This is a genomic window from Pseudophaeobacter sp. (genome assembly GCF_048267565.1).
GTDB lineage: Bacteria > Pseudomonadota > Alphaproteobacteria > Rhodobacterales > Rhodobacteraceae > Pseudophaeobacter > Pseudophaeobacter profundi.
The window spans coordinates 228,412-250,599 of sequence record NZ_JBLWXG010000001.1; the positions used below are offsets into that span (position 1 = coordinate 228,412).

24 protein-coding genes are annotated in these 22,188 nt (G+C 59.0%); 12 read left to right on the plus strand and 12 right to left on the minus strand.

The annotated features are described in order from the left end of the window. The first annotated feature begins 211 nt into the window (after nucleotides 1-211). On the plus strand, nucleotides 212-1,165 hold the full coding sequence (locus ACN0VH_RS01110; protein ID WP_278922391.1) for a fatty acid desaturase: 954 nt from the start codon (nucleotides 212-214) through the stop codon (nucleotides 1,163-1,165). 66 nt (nucleotides 1,166-1,231) lie between these two features. Next, nucleotides 1,232-1,831, plus strand: a complete 600-nt coding sequence (locus tag ACN0VH_RS01115; protein ID WP_417699192.1) for a helix-hairpin-helix domain-containing protein — start codon at nucleotides 1,232-1,234, stop codon at nucleotides 1,829-1,831. A 177-nt stretch (nucleotides 1,832-2,008) separates the two neighbouring features. On the opposite strand, the gene serS is transcribed toward ACN0VH_RS01115, so the two are convergent. Beyond that, nucleotides 2,009-3,301: a serine--tRNA ligase gene (serS, locus tag ACN0VH_RS01120; RefSeq protein ID WP_278922389.1), complete on the minus strand. Its 1,293-nt coding sequence runs from the start codon at nucleotides 3,299-3,301 to the stop codon at nucleotides 2,009-2,011. A 255-nt stretch (nucleotides 3,302-3,556) separates the two neighbouring features. Between serS and yajC the strand changes: the two genes are divergently transcribed. From yajC to ACN0VH_RS01165, 9 genes are all read left to right on the plus strand, one after another. Beyond that, a complete protein-coding gene (yajC, locus tag ACN0VH_RS01125) occupies nucleotides 3,557-3,835 on the plus strand; it encodes a preprotein translocase subunit YajC (protein WP_036785718.1) in 279 nt (92 codons plus the stop codon). Nucleotides 3,836-3,869: 34 nt separating this feature from the next. Continuing rightward, nucleotides 3,870-5,531 (plus strand): protein translocase subunit SecD, encoded by a 1,662-nt coding sequence (gene secD, locus ACN0VH_RS01130; RefSeq protein WP_278922388.1) that lies wholly within the window; start codon nucleotides 3,870-3,872, stop codon nucleotides 5,529-5,531. Nucleotides 5,532-5,533: 2 nt separating this feature from the next. After that, nucleotides 5,534-6,502: a protein translocase subunit SecF gene (secF, locus tag ACN0VH_RS01135; RefSeq protein ID WP_278922387.1), complete on the plus strand. Its 969-nt coding sequence runs from the start codon at nucleotides 5,534-5,536 to the stop codon at nucleotides 6,500-6,502. A gap of 220 nt (nucleotides 6,503-6,722) precedes the next feature. Further along, on the plus strand, nucleotides 6,723-7,076 hold the full coding sequence (locus ACN0VH_RS01140) for an Mth938-like domain-containing protein (RefSeq protein ID WP_417699196.1): 354 nt from the start codon (nucleotides 6,723-6,725) through the stop codon (nucleotides 7,074-7,076). A 113-nt stretch (nucleotides 7,077-7,189) separates the two neighbouring features. Beyond that, nucleotides 7,190-7,804, plus strand: coding sequence for a heme ABC exporter ATP-binding protein CcmA (gene ccmA, locus ACN0VH_RS01145; RefSeq protein ID WP_417699197.1), 615 nt, complete (start codon nucleotides 7,190-7,192; stop codon nucleotides 7,802-7,804). Beyond that, nucleotides 7,801-8,457: a heme exporter protein CcmB gene (gene ccmB, locus ACN0VH_RS01150; protein WP_278922384.1), complete on the plus strand. Its 657-nt coding sequence runs from the start codon at nucleotides 7,801-7,803 to the stop codon at nucleotides 8,455-8,457. The genes ccmA and ccmB overlap by 4 nt, the downstream gene beginning before the upstream one ends. 39 nt (nucleotides 8,458-8,496) lie before the next feature. Beyond that, the gene (locus tag ACN0VH_RS01155; RefSeq protein WP_278922383.1) at nucleotides 8,497-9,228 is read left to right on the plus strand and encodes a heme ABC transporter permease; all 732 of its coding nucleotides are present in this window, start codon (nucleotides 8,497-8,499) and stop codon (nucleotides 9,226-9,228) included. Between the two features lie 2 nt (nucleotides 9,229-9,230). Then, nucleotides 9,231-9,389, plus strand: a complete 159-nt coding sequence (gene ccmD / locus ACN0VH_RS01160) for a heme exporter protein CcmD (protein WP_278922382.1) — start codon at nucleotides 9,231-9,233, stop codon at nucleotides 9,387-9,389. Further along, the gene (locus ACN0VH_RS01165; RefSeq protein ID WP_278922381.1) at nucleotides 9,382-9,921 is read left to right on the plus strand and encodes a DsbE family thiol:disulfide interchange protein; all 540 of its coding nucleotides are present in this window, start codon (nucleotides 9,382-9,384) and stop codon (nucleotides 9,919-9,921) included. The genes ccmD and ACN0VH_RS01165 overlap by 8 nt, the downstream gene beginning before the upstream one ends. A gap of 65 nt (nucleotides 9,922-9,986) precedes the next feature. Here the strand turns inward: ACN0VH_RS01165 and ACN0VH_RS01170 are convergent, their stop codons facing one another. The 3 genes from ACN0VH_RS01170 to acnA form a co-directional block, all read right to left on the minus strand. Next, on the minus strand, nucleotides 9,987-10,325 hold the full coding sequence (locus ACN0VH_RS01170; RefSeq protein ID WP_417699198.1) for a DOPA 4,5-dioxygenase family protein: 339 nt from the start codon (nucleotides 10,323-10,325) through the stop codon (nucleotides 9,987-9,989). Nucleotides 10,326-10,392: 67 nt separating this feature from the next. Further along, the gene (locus ACN0VH_RS01175) at nucleotides 10,393-11,088 is read right to left on the minus strand and encodes an SDR family NAD(P)-dependent oxidoreductase (protein WP_417699200.1); all 696 of its coding nucleotides are present in this window, start codon (nucleotides 11,086-11,088) and stop codon (nucleotides 10,393-10,395) included. Nucleotides 11,089-11,158: 70 nt separating this feature from the next. Further along, on the minus strand, nucleotides 11,159-13,921 hold the full coding sequence (acnA, locus tag ACN0VH_RS01180) for an aconitate hydratase AcnA (RefSeq protein ID WP_417699201.1): 2,763 nt from the start codon (nucleotides 13,919-13,921) through the stop codon (nucleotides 11,159-11,161). A gap of 231 nt (nucleotides 13,922-14,152) precedes the next feature. Here acnA and ACN0VH_RS01185 point away from each other — a divergent pair, with 231 nt between their 5' ends. Further along, nucleotides 14,153-14,884 (plus strand): DUF1223 domain-containing protein, encoded by a 732-nt coding sequence (locus ACN0VH_RS01185; RefSeq protein ID WP_278922377.1) that lies wholly within the window; start codon nucleotides 14,153-14,155, stop codon nucleotides 14,882-14,884. Nucleotides 14,885-14,945: 61 nt separating this feature from the next. Here ACN0VH_RS01185 and ACN0VH_RS01190 read toward each other — a convergent pair whose 3' ends face one another. The 8 genes from ACN0VH_RS01190 to ACN0VH_RS01225 all read right to left on the minus strand — a co-directional run bounded on the left by ACN0VH_RS01190 (nucleotide 14,946) and on the right by ACN0VH_RS01225 (nucleotide 22,143). After that, nucleotides 14,946-15,881 (minus strand): lysophospholipid acyltransferase family protein, encoded by a 936-nt coding sequence (locus ACN0VH_RS01190; RefSeq protein ID WP_417699202.1) that lies wholly within the window; start codon nucleotides 15,879-15,881, stop codon nucleotides 14,946-14,948. Between the two features lie 127 nt (nucleotides 15,882-16,008). After that, nucleotides 16,009-17,133 (minus strand): flagellar motor switch protein FliG, encoded by a 1,125-nt coding sequence (locus ACN0VH_RS01195; protein ID WP_278922375.1) that lies wholly within the window; start codon nucleotides 17,131-17,133, stop codon nucleotides 16,009-16,011. Between the two features lie 76 nt (nucleotides 17,134-17,209). After that, nucleotides 17,210-17,743, minus strand: a complete 534-nt coding sequence (locus tag ACN0VH_RS01200; RefSeq protein ID WP_278922374.1) for a hypothetical protein — start codon at nucleotides 17,741-17,743, stop codon at nucleotides 17,210-17,212. Nucleotides 17,744-17,858: 115 nt separating this feature from the next. After that, nucleotides 17,859-18,317 (minus strand): phosphotransferase, encoded by a 459-nt coding sequence (locus ACN0VH_RS01205; protein ID WP_417699203.1) that lies wholly within the window; start codon nucleotides 18,315-18,317, stop codon nucleotides 17,859-17,861. Beyond that, nucleotides 18,310-18,840 carry a hypothetical protein gene (locus ACN0VH_RS01210; protein WP_417699204.1) on the minus strand — a complete coding sequence of 177 codons (531 nt, stop codon included), beginning with the start codon at nucleotides 18,838-18,840 and terminating at the stop codon, nucleotides 18,310-18,312. The genes ACN0VH_RS01205 and ACN0VH_RS01210 overlap by 8 nt, the downstream gene beginning before the upstream one ends. A 148-nt stretch (nucleotides 18,841-18,988) precedes the next feature. After that, entirely contained in the window at nucleotides 18,989-20,293 is a 1,305-nt protein-coding gene (purB, locus tag ACN0VH_RS01215; RefSeq protein WP_417699206.1) for an adenylosuccinate lyase, read from the minus strand. A gap of 217 nt (nucleotides 20,294-20,510) precedes the next feature. Further along, nucleotides 20,511-20,768: a DUF6455 family protein gene (locus ACN0VH_RS01220; RefSeq protein WP_417699207.1), complete on the minus strand. Its 258-nt coding sequence runs from the start codon at nucleotides 20,766-20,768 to the stop codon at nucleotides 20,511-20,513. Between the two features lie 145 nt (nucleotides 20,769-20,913). Then, a complete protein-coding gene (locus ACN0VH_RS01225) occupies nucleotides 20,914-22,143 on the minus strand; it encodes a bifunctional alpha/beta hydrolase/OsmC family protein (protein ID WP_278922370.1) in 1,230 nt (409 codons plus the stop codon). Between the last annotated feature and the right edge of the window lie 45 nt (nucleotides 22,144-22,188).

The window sequence follows — 22,188 nt, forward strand, 5'->3', positions numbered from 1 at the left end:
TTTGTTTTCTGGCACAGGACCGGGCTGGACGTGGGCTCTCCCCAAAGTTGATTGAATTAATCTTTTGCTTTGCTAGGTTAACTATTGATGCCGAGCATCGCCGGGCCAGCCCCGGGCGGTATGACGGGCAGGGGCGTCGATACGACTGTTTTGAAATTTCTTCGCCTGCATTTTTTATCCAGGCGTTACAATGAATATTTATGAGGGCCGCATGGATCTGAGAACCTATACCCGGCGCTATGCCCAGTCAGACAACCGATGGGCGCTCTGCAATTTTCTGGGCACCTTTGCGGTTTATTTTGCCGCGTTATTCCTGGCGATCCGCTTTGCATCCACCTGGTATGTGCTGCTGCCTGCCGGGGTGGTCTTTGCTTTTGCCGCGGTGCGGCTCTATGTGCTGCAGCATGACACCGGTCACCATTCCCTGTTTGAAACCCGGCGCCAGAATGAATTGGCGGGCCATCTGTTGTCGCCCTTCACCTTTGCGCCCTTTGAGGTGATGAAGCAGAATCACAACCTGCATCATGCCAATATCGGCAATCTGGAACACCGCGAGACCGGTGAGATCCATACCATGACCCTGGCAGAATGGCAGCGGGCGGGCGTCTGGCAGCGGCTGTGCTATCGGCTCTATCGCAATCCCGTGGTGTTGGTGCCACTGGGGGCCGCTTTCACCTATTTCATTCGCTATCGCTGGCCCAAGAACAGCGGCCAGTTTGGCGCCCTTGGTGTGATCCTGCACAATATCGTCATCGGGCTGCTGCTTGTCCTGTTGTACCAGCTGGCGGGCAAGCAGGGGGTGGTGATCTGGTTTGGCTTTTCCTTTCTTGGTGGCATGATCGGAGTGTTTCTGGTCTATCTGCAACATAATTTCGAAGACACATACTGGGATCGACGGCCAGATCTGAACCCGGCAGAGGCGGCCTTGCAGGGCTCTTCCTGTTTGGATTTTGGTTGGTTCTTCGACTTCGCCGTGGCCAATATCACGCTGCATGACATTCACCATTTCAACGCCCGCATCCCCTGCTATCGCTTGCGGGAATGCCACTACGGGCTGCCTGCGGAATATGCGCTGCGGCGGATCAAGTTTGGCGAGGCGCTGCATGCGCTGTCGCTCAAGCTCTGGGATGAAGAGAGCAAACGGTTGGTTCCTTTTCCAGCGTGATCAACCGGCGAACAGATCGTCCAGCGGGGCGGGGAAGGCTAATTTTCAATGAGGAGTACCGCAACGATGCGCGATGTGACTAATTTGTCCGGGGTTGGCCCGGCTTTGGCGAAGACCTTGCAGGACCATGGGCTGGCCTCAATCGACGCGGTGTTGTCAGCCCCTCTGGCAAGCCTGACAGCCGTTCCCGGCATTGGAGCAGCCCGTGCGGCGCGATTGAAACAGGCGGCTGAGGTGCATTCGGCAGCCGATAGCCTGGTGCAGCCCGGCGCCGGGGGAAAGGTGGCAAAACCGGCAGCGAGGGCGGAAACACCGGCCAAGGCACCGCAACCGTCAAGCGACGAAGATCTAGGCGCAGCCCTTGCAGCAGCCGAAGCGGGGCGCGTTGCAGCCGAGCAAAAGGCTGCCAAGGCCAAGGCAAAGGCAAAGAAGGCTGCGCGCAAGGCCGAAAGCCTGATGGCGGAGTTTGCTGAGGCCAAGGAAAAGGCCCGTGCCAAGGCGAAAAAAGTGAAGGCCGACGCGCGCCGCGCAATCGAGCAAGAGAAAGCCAATGCCAAGGCTGCCCTGGCCGAGCTGGAGCGCAAGGCGAAGGACAAACCCAACGAAAAGGACAATAAATCCAAATCCGGGTCCAAATCGGCAAGCAAAAAGAAATCAAAGAAATAGCGCCCTGATGCAGGGCCGCCGCGCCAGCGCCTGCTTGGCAGTTTTTCCAGATTTCAACCGGACCACCCCCCCTTTGCATAGGGGGGAAAGGCAAAGCCGAGGGCCATTTCGGGGCCCTCGGCTTTGATATTTTATCCAGGTGGGGTGCGTTTCCACCACAGCATCAGCGCGCCTGGTTCAAACCAGATCGCCCTCGGCGGTGAGGGTCAGTTTGTTTCGCAGATATGGGGCCAGCACCTCTGGCAGGATGACAGAGCCATCCGCTTGTTGGCCGTTTTCCAGCACGGCAATCAGGCAGCGCCCCACCGCCAGACCAGAACCATTGAGGCTATGCACGAACTCTGGCTTGCCACCATCCGCCGGACGGAACCGCGCGTTCATGCGGCGCGCCTGAAAGGCCCCGGTGGTGGAGACCGAGGAGATCTCGCGGTAGGTATCCTGTCCGGGCAGCCAGGCTTCGATGTCATAAGTGCGCCGCGCACCAAAGCCCATGTCACCAGTGCAGAGCACCACTGTGCGATAGGGCACGCCCAGTTTTTCCAGCAGGCCTTCGGCGCAACGCAGCATGCGCTTTTGCTCGGCGTCCGATTCCTCTGGGTGGGTGATCGAAACCATCTCGACCTTTTCAAACTGGTGCTGGCGCAGCATGCCGGATGTGTCACGGCCCGCCGAACCCGCTTCGGAGCGGAAGCACTGGGTATGGGCGGTCATGCGGATTGGCAGGTCGCTGGCCTCCAGAACGTCACCAGCCACCGAATAGGTCAGCGTGACCTCGGAGGTTGGCACCAGCCACCAGCCATTGGTGGTTTGATAGCTGTCATCGCCAAACTTGGGCAGCTTATCGGTGCCATACATTGCTTCATCGCGCACCAGCACCGGGGTCTGCACCTCGGTCAGGCCATTTTCGTCCACATGGGTATCGACCATGAACTGAGCCAGGGCACGATGAATGCGGGCAACGCCGCCTTTAAGGAAAACAAAGCGCGCGCCAGAGGTCTTGGCGGCTGTTTCAAAATCCATCGCGCCGACAACGCCTTTGATTTCAAAATGTTCCTTGGGGGTGAAATCCAATTCCCGCGGGGTGCCCCAGCGGTTCACTTCGACATTGTCATCTTCATCAGCGCCATCAGGCACATCATCGGCGGGCAGATTGGCAATCCGGGCCAGCATGTCTGTCTGCTTGGCCACCAGCTCTTTGGCTTCGGCCTGCAGGGCGGCAACCATGGCCTTTTTCTCGGCGACTTCGGCGCGCAGGCGTTCAAAGGTTTCAGTGTCGCCCTTGGCCTTGGCGGCACCGATTTCCTTTGCCGCCTTGTTCTGTGCCGCCTGGGCCTCTTCGGCAGCCTGGATCTTGGCGCGGCGCGCCTCGTCCAGTTCCAGGATCTGGGAGGACACACCGGCATCGCCACGCCGCGCCAAAGCGGCGTCAAAAGCGGATGGATTCTCGCGAATTGCACGGATGTCATGCATGGTGTCGGCTCCTCGACGGTTTTTTGAATCAATAGCCAACCTATGCCGTAGGTGGTGCCAAAGAGGAAGAGCCCAGGGCCAGAGCGGCGGGTAAAAGGCAGGAATTGTTGTCGCAAGTCCCAAAAACGCGGGTTCTGTCCAGTCCCGGCTTTGCCGCTGCCTTGCATTGCAGGGGGCGAGCGCATAGGTTCGCGCCAAATTAACAGCCAGCCCGATAGGGGCGCTGAATAGACAAAAGGAAAACCCCCCTTGGATATGAACCAGATTGGCCAGTTCCTCCCGCTTATTCTGATCTTTGCGATCATGTATTTCCTGCTGATCCGTCCGCAGCAGAAAAAGATGAAAGAGCACCAGACCATGGTGTCTAATGTGCGTCGTGGTGATCAGGTGGTCACCCAGGGTGGCCTGATTGGCAAGATTGCCAAGGTCAAGGACGACAACGAAGTCGAAGTTGAACTGGCCGAAGGCGTCAAGGTACGGGTGGTGAAATCCACCATTGCCCAGGTTCTGACCAAGACCGAGCCGGCAGCTTAATAAGCCCCCTTTAACAAACTGAAAAGGCAGGGCAATGCTTCAAATTGATCTCTGGAAAAGGGTTCTCATCTGGCTGGTCTGTGTGACCGGCCTTTTGCTTGCCCTGCCAAATGGGTTTTATACCCGCGTCGAGCAGTCAAACGATGCTGCAGCAGAAATTATCGCCAAAGGTGACAGCCCCGAACGGCAAGAGGTCGTGGCGCAATGGCCATCTTACCTTCCGTCATCCTTGGTGAACCTTGGCCTCGATCTGCGCGGTGGCGCGCATCTGCTGGCCGAAGTCAAAGTGGCGGATGTCTATGCCGCGCGTATGGATGCGCTCTGGCCTGAAGTGCGCGATGCGCTGCGCCCCGAGCGCGACACGGTTGGCAGCTTTCGCCGCCAGCAAGCACCGGACGGGCAGATTCGCCTGAAGATCTCTAAACCCGACGGCATGAGCCGGGCGCTGCAGATCCTGCGTGGCCTAGCTAACCCGATCACCACGCTGACCGGGGCCGGGGCCTCCGATATCACTGTCTCGGGAAGCGGCGACCTGATCACCGTGGAACTGTCGGAAGCAGAGCGCCTGGCATCCGATGATCGTACCGTGCGCCAGTCGCTGGAAATCGTGCGTCGCCGGATCGACGAGGTCGGCACTCGTGAACCCACCATTCAGCGTCAAGGTGCAGATCGGATCCTGATCCAGGTGCCCGGCATTGGATCGGCCTCTGAGCTGAAGGCGATTATCGGCACCACTGCGCAGCTGACCTTTAACCCGGTTGTCGGTCGCGGATCTGACGCGGATGCGGCGGCGGGTGTAGGCAATAAGGTGATCCCGTCACTGGATGAACCAGGCACCTATTACACGGTCGAAGCAGCACCTGTGGTCACCGGCGAACAGCTTGTCGACGCACAGCCTGCCTTTGACCAGAACGGTCGCCCGGCGGTGAATTTCCGGTTCAACACCTCTGGTGCGCGCAAGTTTGGTGATTACACGGCAGAAAACATCGGCTCTCCCTTTGCGATTGTACTGGATGACGAGGTGGTCTCGGCCCCGGTGATCCAGTCGCATATCCCAGGTGGGTCCGGCATCATCACCGGCAATTTCACCATCGAGGAAAGCACCCATCTGGCCATCCTGCTGCGCGCAGGTGCCCTGCCTGCGGGGCTGGAATTCCTGGAAGAGCGTACCATCGGCCCAGAACTTGGCCAGGACAGCATTGATGCCGGCAAGGTTGCGACGATCGTCGCCTTTATCGGCGTTCTGGTCTTCATGGCGCTGAGCTATGGACTGTTTGGCATCTTTGCCAATGTGGCATTGGTGCTGAACGTGGCGCTGATCTTTGGCTTCCTTAGTCTGATTGGCGCTACGCTGACACTGCCGGGGATCGCCGGGATCGTGTTGACGGTTGGTATGGCGGTGGACGCCAATGTGCTGATCTTTGAACGGATCCGCGAAGAGCTGAAGGCAGGTCGTGGCCCGGCCCGCGCCATTGACGAAGGCTACTCCAAGGCGCTGAGCGCTATTCTGGACGCCAATGTCACCACATTCATCACCGCCGTGATCCTGTTCGCCATGGGCTCTGGTCCGGTGCGCGGCTTTGCGATCACGCTGGGACTGGGCATTTTGACCTCGGTCTTTACCGCGATCTTTGTGACCCGGTTGATGATTGTGATGTGGTTTGAACGTCGTCGTCCCAAACAGATTGAGGTGTAATCATGCGGTTGAAACTTGTACCCGAGGGAACCTCATTCGATTTCTTCAGTAAGTGGAAGATCTGGCTGGGTATTTCTGCCCTTATGATGCTTGTCGGGCTGGCGTCCTTTGGCCTGCAGGGGCTGAACTTTGGCATCGATTTTCGCGGTGGCACCACAGTGCGAAGCGAAAGCAGCACGGCAATTGATGTAGGCCAATACCGCGATGCCATTGCGCCGCTGGAACTGGGCGATGTCTCGATCACAGAGGTGTTTGACCCGACCTTCGAGGAAGACCAGCACGTTGCCATGATCCGCATTCAGGCCCAGGCCGATGGTGAGGCAATTTCAGGCGAGGTGATCCAGTCGCTGCAAGCGGCGCTGGATGCGGTGGCGCCGGGCATCAAATTTGTTTCGGTCGAATCTGTCGGCCCCAAGGTTTCCGGCGAGCTGGTGCAAACTGCCGTCTTGGCGGTGGTGCTGGCGATTGGCGCGGTTCTGATCTACATCTGGCTGCGCTTTGAATGGCAGTTTGCCCTGGGCGCGGTTGTGGCCCTGGTGCATGACGTGGTGCTGACCATTGGGGTGTTTTCCGAATTGCAGATCAAATTCGACCTCGCAATCATCGCCGCCCTGCTGACCATCGTGGGCTACTCGCTCAACGATACGGTTGTGGTGTTTGACCGGGTGCGTGAAAACCTGCGCCGCTACAAAAAGAAGGATCTGGCCGAGGTTCTGAACCTGTCGATCAATGAAACCCTTAGCCGGACGGTGATGACCTCGGTCACCACCCTGCTGGCGCTCATCTCGCTCTATGTGCTGGGGGGGGATGTGATTCGCGGCTTTGTTTTTGCGATGATCTGGGGTGTCATCGTCGGCACCTATTCGTCGATCTTTGTGGCCTCGACCATTTTGCTGTGGCTGGGCGTCAAACGCGACTGGAGCAAGCCAAGCAATACCGCAGGCAACCAGTTTGCCAATGTCGATGCCTAGGGCCCCAGGCCAGCGTTTCGAGTAACCAGGATGAAGCCGCGGATCTGTTCCGCGGCTTTTTACGTTTTGGTGGGTCGCATAGGTCACATCGTCGCGTCAAAAAACAGCCAAGACAGGCTCGCCTCGATTGGCTGTTTGGTGATAGGCATGGCATTGATTGCTCCGTGCTAGGGGCCTGCGAAATGCGCCGCCTGCGGGCCGCCGAATGAAAGGGGTTTCCATGCAGCTGAATGAAGTGACCTTTAGCGAAGCGAGACCGATTGATGGCTATGGTCCTGGTTTTTTCCGCGTCGGCGGAGAAGTGCATGAAGGCGCGCTGCTGGTCACCGCCACCTCGCTTGCCCCCTGGGCTGGCTATGAGGATGACGCGGGCTTGCTGGCCCTTGAGGGGCAGGTGGATGTGTTGCTGGTCGGCACCGGCGCCGAGATCGCCCATATCCCCGCCGCGCTGCGTAGCGCGCTGGAAGGCGTGGGCGTCGGGGTCGAGGTGATGAACTCTCCTGCAGCCTGCCGGACCTATAATGTCCTGCTGTCAGAGGGCCGACGGATTGCGCTTGCCGTTCTGCCTGTCTAACTGGCCTGTATCACAGGTCCATGGCACTGGATCGTTTGAATTGATCTGGCGCAAGGTGCGCGATGGTGGTTTGTGACTTTTGTGCCCCCAAACAATAGGGTAAGCCTGTATTCATGACATTGAATGTATCAGATCTGTGCATTGCCCGTGGCGGCCTGCCGGTGCTGGAAGGGGTGAGTTTCATACTGCGCCCCGGTGGGGCGTTGATCCTGCGTGGCCCCAATGGAATTGGCAAGACAACCCTGCTACGCAGTATCGCCGGGTTGCAGCCACCGCTGGGGGGCGAGGTGCGCGGTGGCGAAGACCGGATCGCCTATTCGGCCCATTCCGATGGTCTGAAGTCCGCCTTGACGGTGACAGAGAACCTGCAGTTCTGGGCCAGTGTTTTTGGCACCCGCTCTATCGAGGCGGCGCTTGCGGCCTATGATTTGACGGCGCTGCATGACCGTCCTGCCGGGACGCTGTCTGCCGGGCAGAAACGCCGTCTGGGCCTGTCGCGGATGCTGGTGACCGGGCGGCCAATCTGGGTGATGGATGAACCCACGGTAAGCCTGGACCAGGCTTCGGTGGCGCTGTTTGCGGCGGCCGTGCAGGCGCATTTGGCCAGCGGCGGGTTGGCGCTGATTGCTACCCATATCGACCTTGGGCTTGCGGCAGATGTTCTGGATCTTGGGCCGTATCGGGCCAAGCCGCTGGCGCTGGATGATTTCGACGGGGCCTTCCTATGATGGCGCTGTTGATACGGGATCTGCGCCTGGCGGTGCGGGCGGGCGGCGGCTTTGGGCTGGGGCTGGCCTTTTTCCTGATCGTCACCGTATTGGTGCCCTTTGCAGTGGGGCCGCAATCGGATCTTTTGGCGCGGATTGCGCCGGGCGTGTTGTGGCTGGGGGCGCTGTTGTCCTGCCTGTTGTCGCTCGACCGTCTGCTGGCGCTGGACTGGGAAGATGGGTCTCTCGATCTGCTGGCCACCGCGCCGCTGCCGCTGGAAGCGGTTATCAGCATCAAGGCGCTGGCCCATTGGATCACCACCGGATTGCCGCTGGTTTTGGCCGCACCACTGCTGGGGGTCTTGCTGAACCTGCCGCTGGACGGGTATCGCTGGCTGGTGGTCTCGCTTTTGTTGGGGACGCCGGCGCTGTCGGTGATTGGGACCTTTGGCGCGGCGTTGACAGTGGGGCTGAAGCGCGGCGGGCTGCTGCTGTCGCTCTTGGTGATGCCGCTCTATGTGCCGACGCTGATCTTTGGCGCCGAGGCTGCCCGGCGCGGTGCCATGGGCATGGGGGTCGAGACGCCTTTGCTGATGCTTGCGGGGATTTCCGCCGGGGTTATTGCCCTGATGCCCTTTGCCAGTGCTGCAGTTTTGCGTATCAATCTGCGCTAGCGATTTCACGAAACACACTGACCAAACGAAAGAGCCAATATGTCGATCTGGGAATATGCCAATCCGCGAAAATTCCTGCAAAGCTCAGAACGGGTGATGCCGGTGCTTTGGCTTAGCTCGGGGGTGTTGATCTCGGTCGGGCTGATCTGGGGGTTCTTTTTCACCCCGGATGACTATCGTCAGGGGTCAACGGTCAAGATCATCTTTTTGCATGTGCCCGCCGCCCTGATGGCGATCAATGCCTGGTTCATGATGTTGGTGGCCTCGCTGATCTGGGTCGTGCGCCGCCATCACGTCAGTGCGCTGGCTGCCAAGGCCGCTGCCCCTGTGGGCATTGTGATGACATTGATCGCGCTGGCCACCGGGGCTATCTGGGGTCAACCGATGTGGGGCACCTGGTGGGCCTGGGATCCACGGCTGACCTCTTTCCTGGTGCTGTTTTTGTTTTACCTCGGCTATATCGCCCTGTGGGAAGCGATTGATAACCCCGATACGGCAGCCGATCTGACAGCAATTCTGTGCCTTGTGGGCACGGTCTTTGCGGTGCTCAGCCGCTATGCGGTGAATTTCTGGAACCAAGGTCTGCATCAGGGGGCGTCGCTGTCGCTGGATGAAAAAGAGAACGTCGCGGATGCCTTTTCCAACCCGCTCTATGTCTGCATGGCGGGGTTTGCTCTGTTCTTTCTTGCGCTGGTGTTTTACCGCACCGGGACTGAAATTCGTGCCCGGCGCATCAAGGCGCTTTTGGCGCGGCAACGGCAGGAGGCCTGATCATGTGGCCTGATCTTGGAAAATATGGCGAGACAGTACTGTCGGCCTATGCGGCCTCACTTCTGTTGTTGGGGGTGCTGGTGGTCCTGACCCTGTGGCGCGGCAAGCGGGTGCGGCGCATCATGGAAGATCTGGAACAAAGGATGCGGCGCGATGGCTAAGGTTTCCCCTTTGATGGTTTTGCCAGTGGCGGTCTTTGCCAGCTTTGTTGGCTTGGCTGTGGTCGGCATGTACCGTGATGATCCCGATAGCCTGCCTTCGGCCCGCGAGGGGCAGCAGGCACCGCCCGTGGTGTTGACCCAATTTGCCGACAAGCCGCTGTTCGACGACGCAACCCTGCGCGATGGAGAGGTTAAGCTGGTCAACTACTGGGCCAGCTGGTGCGCCCCTTGCCGGGTGGAACATCCCAGTCTGACTGCTTTGGCTGAGTCCGGGATCAAGATCTACGGGGTCAACTACAAGGACCAGCTGCAAAACGCTGAAGGTTTCCTGCAAGAGCTGGGGAACCCCTATGCCGCGATCGGACGCGATGAACAGGGGCGCATGGCGCTGGATTGGGGGGTCTACGGCGTGCCGGAAACCTATGTAGTGGATGGCGAGGGCAAGATCATCCTGCGCTTTGCGGGCCCTGTGACCCAGCGGGTTATCGAAAGCACCCTCGGCCCTGCGATCGAAAAAGCCCGCGGCCAGTAGCGGCAATCGTCACGATTGATTGTCCTGTTGGTGGCAAAGCTTTGGTTCCCTGCGAAACGGCGGCGTCAGGCAAAGATCGACAGGTCGAGCGTCAACCCGGTGCCGAGCCAGATGCCATGGTCGCGGTGATCAGCAAGTTCCTGGCCTGTTTCGGGATGGGCAAAAACGATCAATCCCTGGCGGTTCAGGGCTAGCCAGGGCAGCAGTTGGGAAAATTGCGCAGGTGTTGCGCCCATTTGACAAGACCCCATCGGGTGAGGCCCTACGGGGCGTTCATGCAGATGCCCCATTTTGACGCCAAACAGTTCGGCAGCTTTGGTACACAGGGCTTTGGCTATTTCTAAGCTCTCGGCCTCGAAATAGACATGGGCATGATAGCCCCGGATGGTTTCTATCTGTTTCATTGTCTTACCCTGCCGGATCAGGATGCTGTCGGCAATTGCGCAGCGATCCACAGGGGCTGTGCAGCGGTCACAGGCGGTAGCCGCCGGATACGGTAAGGATTTCTCCGGTGATTGCGCGGGCGGCATCTGAGGCGAGGAAAGTGACTGCGGCCGCGATGTCGCTGGGGGTCGCCAGTTGGCCAAGCGCTGTTTCATCGGTAAAGCGGCGGGTCAATTCTGCATCGCGTGGTGCTTCGGGTACATTCACCGCGCCGGGGGCTACCGCGTTGACGCGAATGCCCCGAGGGCCAAGTTCCTTGGCCATTGCGCGGGTCCAGAGGTTGAGTGCGGCCTTGCTGGCGCCATAGGTGACATGGCCCTTTGGCGGCAGTACCGCATTGACCGAGGAAATACTGACAATTGCGGCTCCGGGCTGCAGATGGGGCAGGGCCGCCGCCAGGATCGCCTCTGGTGCAAGCAGATTGAGCTCCAGAATCGCCCGTTGCTGTGCTGCGTCAAATTCGGCAACGGGGCTGGCGGCCAGGGAGCCTGCGTTATTGATGATAACATCAAGGCGGCCAAACCGCGCCAAGACAGCGTCGACAACCTGCTGTGCGCTGCCCTCCTGCGTGAGATCCGCCTGAATGATCAGGGTCTGCTGTCGCGTTTGTGCGGCGGGGGCTCGGTGGCACCAGGTCAGGGCGCAGTTGTAGGTGGGGGCGAAAGCCGCAGAAATCGCGGCGCCGATGCCCGAGGCACCGCCAGTGACCAGAACGGTTTTCATAAGCGTATCCTGTGTTGCGCAAAAGACGGGCGCAGAAATCGCGCCCGTCTGCTTGGCTGGCTGCTTGAGATCAGGCAGATTTGGCCAGGTTGCGCAGCACATAGTGCAGCACGCCGCCGTTTTCGATGTAGGCGATCTCGGGGGCGGTATCGATACGGCATTTCAGGGGGATCACCTTGACCGTGCCATCCGCCATGGTGATTTCGCAGGGCAGCTGCTGCTGTGGCGTGACACTGTCGAGACCGAGGATAGTGATGGTTTCCTCACCTGTAAGGCCAAGGCTTTTGCGGGTGTCGCCATTGGTGAATTCAAAGGGAATGACCCCCATGCCCACCAGGTTCGAGCGGTGAATGCGCTCAAAGCTTTCTGCGATGACCGCCCTGACCCCAAGCAGGGCCGTCCCCTTGGCCGCCCAGTCGCGGCTGGAGCCGGCGCCATATTGCGCGCCGCCAAAGATCACCAGCGGCGTTTGGCTGTCCTGATAGGCCATTGCGGCGTCGAATATCGACATCTGGCTGCCATCGGGGCCTTTGGTATAGCCGCCTTCGACCGTGCCATCCTTGGTGGTGAGCATTTCGTTCTTGATGCGGATATTGGCAAATGTGCCGCGCATCATCACCTCGTGGTTGCCCCGGCGTGACCCATAAGAGTTGAACTCGCGCGGTTGAACGCCGTGTTCCAGCAGGTAGCGCCCAGCCGGAGTGGTGGTGGCAAAGCTGCCCGCAGGCGAAATGTGATCGGTAGTGACCATATCGCCCAAGATTGCCAGAACCTTGGCGTTGTTGATATTTTCTATGGTGCCGGGCTCTTGCCCCATGCCCTGAAAATAGGGCGGGTTCTGGATATAGGTCGACTGGGGGGGCCAGTCGTAGGTTTCGGCCTCGGTGGTTTCTACCGCCTGCCATTTTTCATCGCCGGTAAAGACCTCGGCATATTTTTCCTCAAAGGCCTGGCGGGTGACGGTGGTCTCGACCAGATCGGCGATTTCCTTGGTCGAGGGCCAGATGTCTTTCAGATAGACGTCCTGACCATCCTGCCCTTTGGCAATCGGTTCAGACGTCAGGTCGATATCCATTGTGCCCGCCAATGCATATGCCACCACCAGCGGCGGCGAGGCCAGGTAGTTGGCGCGCACATCGGGGCTGATGCGGCCTTCGAAGTTGCGGTTGCCGGAGAGCACAGAGGTGGCGATCAGGTCGCCCTCGGCGATGGCTTCGCTCAGCTCTTTCTGGATCGGGCCAGAGTTGCCGATGCAGGTGGTGCAGCCATAGCCGACCAGGTTGAACCCGATGGCGTCCAGATCCTCGGTCAGACCGGCGGCGTCCAGATAGGACGACACGACCTGCGAGCCCGGCGCCAGTGAAGTCTTGACCCAGGGCTTGCGGTCCAGGCCCAGTGCGCGCGCCTTGCGCGCCACCAGCCCGGCACCGATCATGACATAGGGATTCGAGGTGTTGGTACAGGATGTTATCGAAGCGATCACCACCGAGCCGTCGCGCAATTCGTAATCCTCGCCCTTGACCTTGACGGATTTGCGCAGGTCAGAAGACCCGGTAGGGGTCGGACCTTCGGAGGCCATGTTCGCCGCCCCATTCGAGGTGTCGATACCGCGGTATTCGTTGACCACGTTCAGGAAGGCCCTGGATGCCTGATCAAGCGCGGTATAGTCCTGCGGCCGTTTGGGGCCGGAAATGGCCGGCACAATGCTGCCCATATCAAGGTGCAGCCTATCGGTGTAGATCGGCGCATAAGAGGCATCGCGCCACAGGCCGTTTGCCTTGGCATAGGCTTCGACCAGGGCGATACGATCCTTGTCGCGGCCGGTGTTTTCCATATAGCGCAGGGTCTCGCCGTCGATTGGGAAAAAGCCGCAGGTGGCACCATATTCAGGGGCCATATTGGCAATGGTGGCACGATCAGCCAAGGGCAGGTGATCTAGCCCCGTGCCAAAGAATTCGACAAATTTGCCAACAACCCCCTTGGCACGCAGCATTTCGACCACTTTTAACACCAGATCAGTTCCGGTGGTGCCTTCCACCATATGGCCTGTCAGTTCAAAGCCGACAACCTCGGGGATCAGCATTGAAATCGGCTGCCCCAGCATTGCGGCTTCGGCCTCGATACCGCCAACGCCCCAGCCCAGCACCGCCATGCCATTCACCATGGTGGTATGGCTGTCTGTCCCTACAAGCGTATCGGGATAGGCGACGTCCTCGCCGTTCTGGTCGGTATCGCTCCAGATGGTCTGGGCCAGATATTCCAGATTGACCTGGTGGCAGATCCCGGTGCCGGGGGGGACAACACGAAAGTTGTCAAAGGCACCTTGGCCCCACTTCAGGAACTGGTAGCGTTCCATGTTGCGTTCATATTCGCGGTCGACATTCATCTGAAAGGCGCGGGGCGTGCCAAAGGCGTCGATCATCACGGAATGGTCAATCACCAGGTCCACCGGGGTAAGCGGGTTGATCTTTTGCGCATCACCGCCAAGCGCCTTGATACCGTCGCGCATCGCCGCCAGGTCGACAACGGCAGGCACCCCGGTGAAATCCTGCATCAAGACCCGCGCCGGGCGATAGGCGATTTCGCGCGCTGCCTTGCCACCATTCTCGGCCCAGTCTGCAAAGGCCCTGATATCATCAAGCGAGATGGAAAATCCGCCGTCTTCAAATCGCAGCAGATTTTCCAGTACCACCTTGAGCGCGGCGGGGAGTTTGGAGAAATCGCCAAGCCCAGCTTCGCTGGCAGCAGGGATAGAGTAGTAGGAGATCGACTTGTCCCCTGCGCGCAGGCTGCGGCGGGTTTTGGCTGTGTCCTGTCCGACGATGATGGGCATATCTGGCTCCCTTGGTGTTCAGTTGCAAGCTGTTGATCGGGACTTGCCCCATTGTTGCCATTGCCACTGGGGGCATTCAATAGCCGATTGGTCACAGTTTTCTGTCGGTCAGTGCCTTTGCGCCTTGGCGGCATACCGGCCGCTGACCGTTTACCGCTTCAAGAATGATTGATTGGCCTTTACGCCCCTGGCGCAGTATCTCTGGGGCGTTCAGATCAGGATGGAGCAGCCATGAAATCCCTTGCGGCCCTTGCGGCCCTCGCCCTGGCCATCGGCCTTGCCCTTCCGGCGCAGGCCCAGGCCGAAGAGACGGGCGTCTCTGTGTCCGAACCAGTGGTTGTGGAATTGTTTACCTCGCAGGGGTGTTCGTCCTGCCCACCGGCAGATGCGCTGCTAGAGCAGCTGGCCGGGCGGCGTGATGTCCTCGCGCTGGCGCTGCACGTGGATTACTGGGATTACATTGGCTGGAAGGATATTTTTGCCAGCCCCGACTATACCCAGCGGCAAAAAGGCTATGCCCATGCAGCGGGACGCAAGATGATCTATACCCCGCAGATGGTCGTGATGGGGCAAAAAGATATCCTGGGCGGCGATGCGATGGCGCTGTCAGATGCCATCGCGGTGCAACACGGTACTGCGCGTCCGGTTGCCTTGCAGGTGCAGCGGCGCGGCGACGAACTGTCGCTTTCGGTGAGCGCGCGGGAGGGCCTGCCAGATCACCCCGTCGCGATCTATGTTCTGCGCTATACCCCCATGAAAACCGTAGATATTACCCGAGGGGAATTGGCAGGGCGGCGCATCGACTATGCCAATATCGTTGAGGATCTGCGTCAGGTCGCAACCTGGGACGGGCAGGCGGCAGCCGTCTTTACCGTGCCCTATGCCAAGGGGTTGCCGGGGGCCGTTTTGGTGCAGAACGCCCCCTATGGCGCGGTTTTGGCTGCGGCAGGGATCGCGCAATGAGCCAAAGCCAGCCGCCTGCGGTTCAATGCATTAACCTATCTCGGTAACGATCTGTATCGTCTCAATTTTTCTCTATGGTGCTGTCGGGCTGTGGCTTCTTTGGAAGCGGCACATAGGGTTTCCAGCGGCGGTGGATCCAGAACCATTGCCCCATATGCCGCCGGACCAGGCTTTCGAGGTCATCGCAGATCGTCTTGGTCATTGTGACCGGGTCGCTCGGCGCGATTTCAGGGTTTAATATGATCTCAAAATCCAGGCCGTTTTCCTGCCGCACCGCATAAACTGGGATCAGCGCTGCGCCATATTTCAGCGCCAGTTCTGCAGGCACGGTTGAGGTCACTGCAGGTTTACCAAAGAAATCAATCAGTTCGCCGCCATGCACATGCAGGTCGGCGACAATCGCAATGATGCCGCCTTTTTTCAGATGGCGTACCATTTCCACCATGCCGCGTTTGCCCTGTTCAAACATCGGCGTGCCAACGCGTTCCATGGCACGTACATAATGGGCGTTGAAATAGGGGTTCGCCATACGTCGATACAACGCCCCCATGGAGAAGCCGCGCGCGATCAGCCCGGCGCGGGCAGCGTCATAATTACCAAAATGACCGGTGACAAGAATAACGGGCCGACCCGCTGCCCGCGCGGCCTCCAGTGCCTCTAGCCCCGGCCCGGTGATTGGCGCTGCGGTTGCCCGTGTAATAAAGGGCCCTCCAGCATAGAGTTCGGTGATCATTCGCCCGGCATTATCGCCCACCTCACGGCACAGGCGCGCGACCTCTGGCTCATCAAGTTCGGGGCAGGTCAGGGCCAGGTTTTCACGCACCCTGCGATCAAAGCCAACCACCGGCCCAAGTGCAGAGACCAGCTTGCCAATCAGCGGAATACGCCAGCGATAGGGCACCAGTCCTGCCATGCCCAGAATCCCGCGCAGGGCAAGATTGCTGGAAAAATAGGTGGCACGTTGTTTGAAGGAAAGGTGCGAAGGGTCTTGGGGCATAGGGGCGCAGCCTGCAGGGATCATGGATCAGAAACGGATCATAACCTTGGGTGAACATGGACACAACTGTTGTCCCTTGCCCTCTGCTTTGGCATGAAAGCGGGCGGTTTTCCGCCCCTCTATGCTCCTATGCCTCTTCGTCCTCTTCCGAGATCAGTTCGATCTCGCCGGTGTTGATCAGATCACGCATGGCCCCAACAATCAGGCCAAAGGCCGTTTCGCCATCGGCGCGTTTGACCTTGCCCCGTTCGGCCACTTCTTCGCGGATATTGTTGGCCATACGGTTGGACATATTGTCTAGCAGGAACTCGCTGGTGGCAACATCGTCGGGATCCGAGGCGAAAGCGATTGCGGTGATGACATCTGGCGCGGCCAGGATACGCATCAGTTTTGGCACGTCCAGCGGCTGCATTCGCTGTGCCAAAAGCGCGTAGGTAAAGATGGATTTGCGCACATCGGTGGCGAATTCCTGGTCTTCTTCCTCCAGTGCAAACAGAACCTCTTCGCGCTTGGCGGCGGCGGCCTCGGTGAGAATTGCGCCAACCCGCTGGCCGGGGGTGGACGAAAAGGCCAGATCTGGCCGCGCGTCGACCTGACCCGCAAGGGAAAGCCCAATACGATCAACTGTTTCTGGGGTGACGTTGCTGGTGTGACTGACAGCATAGGTGATCTGGCGCGCCACGGGCCCGGGCAGGTGTACCAGCATTTGTGCCGCCTTGGCAGTGTCGAGCTTGGATAGCAGAACGGCGGCGACCTCAATGCTTTCGGCCTCGGCCAGTGCGGCGAGATCCTCTGGCGGTAGGGCCTTCAGGCGTTCCCATGGGTCGCCAAACTGGCGCACACCGGCCTCTTTGCGCAGGCGGCTGGCGGTGTGGCGGCTGATGCGCCCGTCCATTGCCGTAAGCGCCCCAGCCAGGCCATTGGGAAAGGTCAGCCCGACATTGTCGAGCATTTCTGCAAATTCACTGGCAACCGCATAGAGCGTGTCGCGATCCACCAGACGCATCTTCCCCATCTGCTGGGTCAATTCCATTTGCAGTTCGTCTGGCAGGTCTTCGATTGGAATATCTGCGCCTTCATTGAGCAGTAGCCGCACAACGATGGCGGCCTTGGCCTTACCGCTGAGCTTTGGAGTGGTTACGGCACCGCCCCCCATGGCCACCGGAGCAGGAGCAGAGAAGTCCCCCATTCCACCCATGTCGCCACCCATACCGGTGGACATTGGTAGCGCCAACATATCATCTTGCAGCATTCTAGCACCCTAGCCAAAAAGATTCTTTTTCGGTCAGGTTCAAACTACCCCATAAGCAGTAAATAAATGCTGAAGCTCAATAACTTGATGTGGCACCGGTTTCCAAAGCCTGAAGCAGCGCCACCTCGGGCCAGCTGCCCTTTCCGCCACGGGCGCGGATTTCCTTCCACTGCGCCAGGGCCAGGCCAAATTGGCCTTCTTCTACATAGCCTTGCCCCATGTAAGAGCGCGCCAGAAGATTGTCGGGGTTTTGGGCGATGGCCTGTTCGTAATAGGCATTGGCCAGGCTGCGGTTCCCCAGTTTGCGGTGGGTGTATCCCCAGTAGGTCAGAACGCGGGCTGCGGTTTGATCCTGCATGGTGGCCAGCACCGCCTGGGCATCGGCGTTGCGCCCGGCATAGGCGAGTTCACGCAAGGCATCAAACAGCTCATCCTGGTTGAGCGAGGATTCTTTGGGCCGTACACAGCGCCCTTTGTCTTCATCCCAGACGCGTTTACCCTTGCAGGTTTTTGTTGTCTCCGTCGGTGTTGGCGGGGACCAGGTGTTGTCCCCGGCGGCAAAGGCGGGCAGGGGCAGGCTCAGGGCCGCGGCTAGAACAAGGTAACGCATAGGGCAACTCCGCGAGACGAGGGCAAGATAGCGGGTAGTTTAGCGCAAAACCTAGACTGGGGTACAAGTATCATATGGCACCGGGTCACGTTGACGTGACCGCCTGATGCGGGCGTCAGCTTCCCTGCAGAGGCTGCGTAAAGGCCTTTGAGAGGCGATCTTGCAAGGCGCTGAACTTTTTGCGCTGAAAGGCGCTGCTGTTATAGGCGTCACAGCTGATCTTGACCCATTCGATCAGCAGGCGCCCGCGCAGACAATAGCTCAACAGTTCTGCATCTACGGGGTGGCGATAGGTCTTTAGGAACATCTCTCGGCTGCTAGTGCGAATGCCATCCGGGCCAATGTGATCGGGCTGGGCAGTGGCAAAGATATCCATCTTGAGAAAATCTACGATGTCATAAACTGCAAGCTTGGTATCGGTTTCGGTGAAGTCGAGCCCATAGCTGCAACCCTGTGCCAAAATTAGATTTCCGCCATGAAAATCGCCATGGCTCAGCGCGGTGGTACCTTGGCGATGATCAAATCGCGACAGATCTTTCTGCATGATCGAAATATACCGTTTCAGGCTATTCACGCAGGGTTGAATCCCCCCCGGGATGTCGATGTTTTTCAACCTCTTCCAGCATCCAGTTCAGCCAGATATCAGCCCATTCCTGCGGGGCGCTTGCATGAAGGCGATGCAGCCATTCCCCGCCGCGGCGATAGACTTGCCGGGCCTGTTCCGGGGTAGGATCTGCATAGTTTTTTTGCTTTGCGGCTTTTCCAGCAGCAAAAGCAGTAACATGAAAATGCCCATGAGGGGACAGGTACAGCGGCTTTATGACCGTCAGGCGCCCCTCTGGTGCGAACTCTGCCTCTAGTTGTTGCAGCAGCTTGAACTCTTTGATCAGCCGGGTTGCCTTGGGGGCGCAATCCAGTTTCAAAACCAGCTGCGGTTTCTCATCCTGCGACAGCACAAAGACAAAACGTTCTGTCGGAAAGCGGGTCGATTGATCCAGGCAGGTGATGGCAAATGGTTTTGTTTGGCCTGTGTGGTGGCTGTACTCTTCCACGCAGGACAGAACCAGTTCTTCGTCAAATTGCGCAAATGGAAGCATGATCGCCCATACCGTTTTATTGTAATGTTACGTTTGCCAATGCCGGTTTCAGGCAAAAATATGGGTAAAATCAATAACGCCCCCTCAATTTAAGGGGGCGTTTCTTGTGCTTGTGATCAGATTGGGCGATGACACCCAAAGGCGTCAATCAGTCGCCAAAGACCCGGCTAAAGATCGTGTCGACGTGTTTGGTGTGGTAGTCCATGTTGAACTTTTCTTCGACGCCATCAACGCCAAGCGCTGCCACGACTTCGGCATCTGCCAGCAGCAGCTCACGGAAATCGAGCCGCTCTTCCCAGACCTTCAGCGCGTTGCGCTGCACCATGGAATAGGCGTCTTCGCGCGACACACCGGCCTGCGTCAGGGCCAGCAGTACCCGCTGGCTCATCACCAGGCCGGGGAATTTGTTCATGTTGTCCAGCATGTTTTCTGGGAAAACGAGCATCTTGTCGATCACGCCAGTCAGGCGGGATAGGGCAAAATCCAGGGTGACGCAGCTGTCGGGACCGATGGCGCGTTCAACGGAGGAATGCGAGATATCGCGTTCATGCCAAAGGGCGACGTTTTCCAGAGCCGGGATGACAGCCGAACGCACCAGCCGCGCCAGACCGGTCAGGTTTTCGGTCAGAACCGGGTTCTTCTTGTGTGGCATCGCCGAAGAGCCTTTTTGGCCCATGGAGAAGAATTCCGCGCCTTCCAGCACTTCGGTGCGCTGCATGTGGCGGATTTCGGTGGCGACGTTTTCAATGGAGGAGGCAATCACCCCGAGGGTGGCAAAGAACATCGCATGGCGGTCACGGGGGATCACCTGGGTCGAAATGGGTTCGGGCGACAGGCCCAGTGCGGCGCAGACGTGTTCTTCGATGGCGGGGTCGATATTGGCAAAGGTGCCAACCGCGCCGGAAATCGCGCCAGTGGAAATTTCTGTCCGGGCCAGTTTCAGACGCGCCAGGTTACGGTCCATTTCGGCATAGAAACGTGCAAAGGTCAGCCCCATGGTTGTGGGCTCGGCGTGGATGCCGTGGCTGCGGCCAACACGGACGGTGTCTTTGTGTTCCAGCGCGCGTTTCTTCAGGGCAGCCAGCAGGGCTTCCATATCCTTGATCAGGATATCCGCCGAGCGCACGAGCTGTACATTGAGGCAGGTATCCAGCACATCCGACGATGTCATGCCCTGGTGCACAAAACGTGCTTCGTCGCTGCCCACATGTTCGGCCAGATGGGTCAGAAAGGCGATGACGTCATGTTTGGTGACAGCTTCGATTTCGTCGATGCGGGCGACATCAAATTCCACATCCTTGGCTTTCCAGACTGCATCAGCGTTTTCACGCGGGATAACACCCAGGTTGGCCATGGCCTCGCAGGCATGGGCCTCGATCTCGTACCAGATGCGGAACTTGGTCTCGGGCGACCAAATGGCGACCATTTCGGGGCGGGAATAGCGAGGGATCATCGGCGAAAGCACCTTTATGGGATTGTCCAGTTGATAGGGCGCCTCATACGGCAGACGGGCCAATTGGGCAAGTCTGGGCAGGTGAATATGAAATATGTCGCATCCTGCGCAGGCGTCATAGCTGTCGGGGCGGGCAGACTGGCCCGCGCCAAAGCAGTAGCGGCCCCTTTGTGGCGTAGGGACCGCCATTAGGACTGAACTGTGGTGCTGAAGTAGGCTAGCGCTTGGACATATGCGCCAGCGTATCGCGGTTACGGCAATATTGCGGTGCCGAGGCCAATTCACTGTTTCTAGCCTGTAGGTCGGAACAGCCGACCTGATTGGTGCAATGGCTGCAATTTTGCACGGCGCGGCGCAGTTTGCGGGCCTCGCCCGCTGGATCCTTGGCGATACCGTCGATCAGGTCAACGCCCAGTCGCTCCGCCATGCCTTCGACCAGATCGGTGCTCTGTCCGAGTTTCGAAAAAAGTCCCATGCCTGTCTCCTCAGATTGGTTGGTCGTCCATTTTGCTATAGCCAAGATGACAGGGAGCAGAGAGGGGCGCTTTGATATGTATCAATATCATTTCGTGGCGTGGTGGAGGCTTGGTTCAGGCCTGCCAGGGGACAGGCGCGGGTGGTCACATCATCGGGTGCTCTTCCTCCAGCGTTGTCACCACCTTGGCGCTGTGTTCCAGGGTCCGGTGTACCGGGCATTTATCAGCGATCTCCAGCAGCTTGGCGCGTTGCTCTGCATTCAGGGTGCCACAAATACGAATGACACGGATGAACTGGTCGATCTTGGCAGGCCCCGAGGGCAGCACGTCCTGTGCGTGTACTTTATCATGGCTTATATCAACGCTGACGCTATCAAGCTGCCAGCCTTTGCGGCGGGCATACATGCGAAGGGTCATCGAGGTGCAGGCCCCCAGCCCGGCCGAGACAAAGCCGTAGGGCGACATGCCCCGGTTGGTGCCACCATAGGCCAGCGGCTCATCAGCATAGGCATGGTGGTGGGGGCCGGATTGGATGTCTTGCAAAAAGCCGTCCGGGTCTGCCTCGGTGACGCGCAGCACACCTTCGGGGGCACCGGGGGGCGGCGCGGGCGGGGTCAAATCTATATAGCGCCCGGCCCAGGTGGCAATCAGCTCTGCCGCATATTCGCTGTCTTTGCTGCGCGAAATCAGATGATCGGCATTGTCCAGGGTGACAAAGCTCTTGGGGTGTTTGGCGGCAGTGAAGATATCGGCGGCGTTGTCGATGCTGACGGTGTCATCGCGGGGCGCATGCATCACCAGCAGGGCGGCGTTCAGTTCGGCGATGGCCGGGGCAAGTGCCACCGCCGAGATATCTTCGACAAAATCGCGGGTAATGACAAAGGGGCGCCCCCCCAGGCAGACCTCGGCCTGGCCTTTGGCGCGGATTTCAGGCAGGGCTGCGTCAAAGTGATGCGAGACATGACCCGGATCAAAGGGGGCCCCTAGGGTGACAACGCCTTTGATGGTGGGAATGCCTGCCCGGGCGCGCAAGACGGCCGCACCGCCCAGAGAATGCCCAACCAGCAAGGCAGGTGCCATATCGCGCCCTGCCAGATACTGCGCGGCGGCAATCAGATCCGCCACGTTAGAGCTGAAACTGGTATTGGAGAATTCGCCATCGGAATGGCCCAAGCCTGTGAAATCAAAACGCAATACGGCAATGCCCATGGCGGCCAGACGTCCGGCAATGCGCCGCGCGGCCGGAATATCTTTGGAACAGGTAAAGCAATGGGCAAAGAGCGCCGTTGCCAGCACCGGCCCATTGGGGAGGTCCAGCCGCGCGGCCAGGGTATCGCCAGAATGGCCGGGAAAGGTGATGGCTTCGGTGGGCATGGGGGCTTTCTCGCTTTTGGTCCCTCTAGACTGCGCAGTCATCGG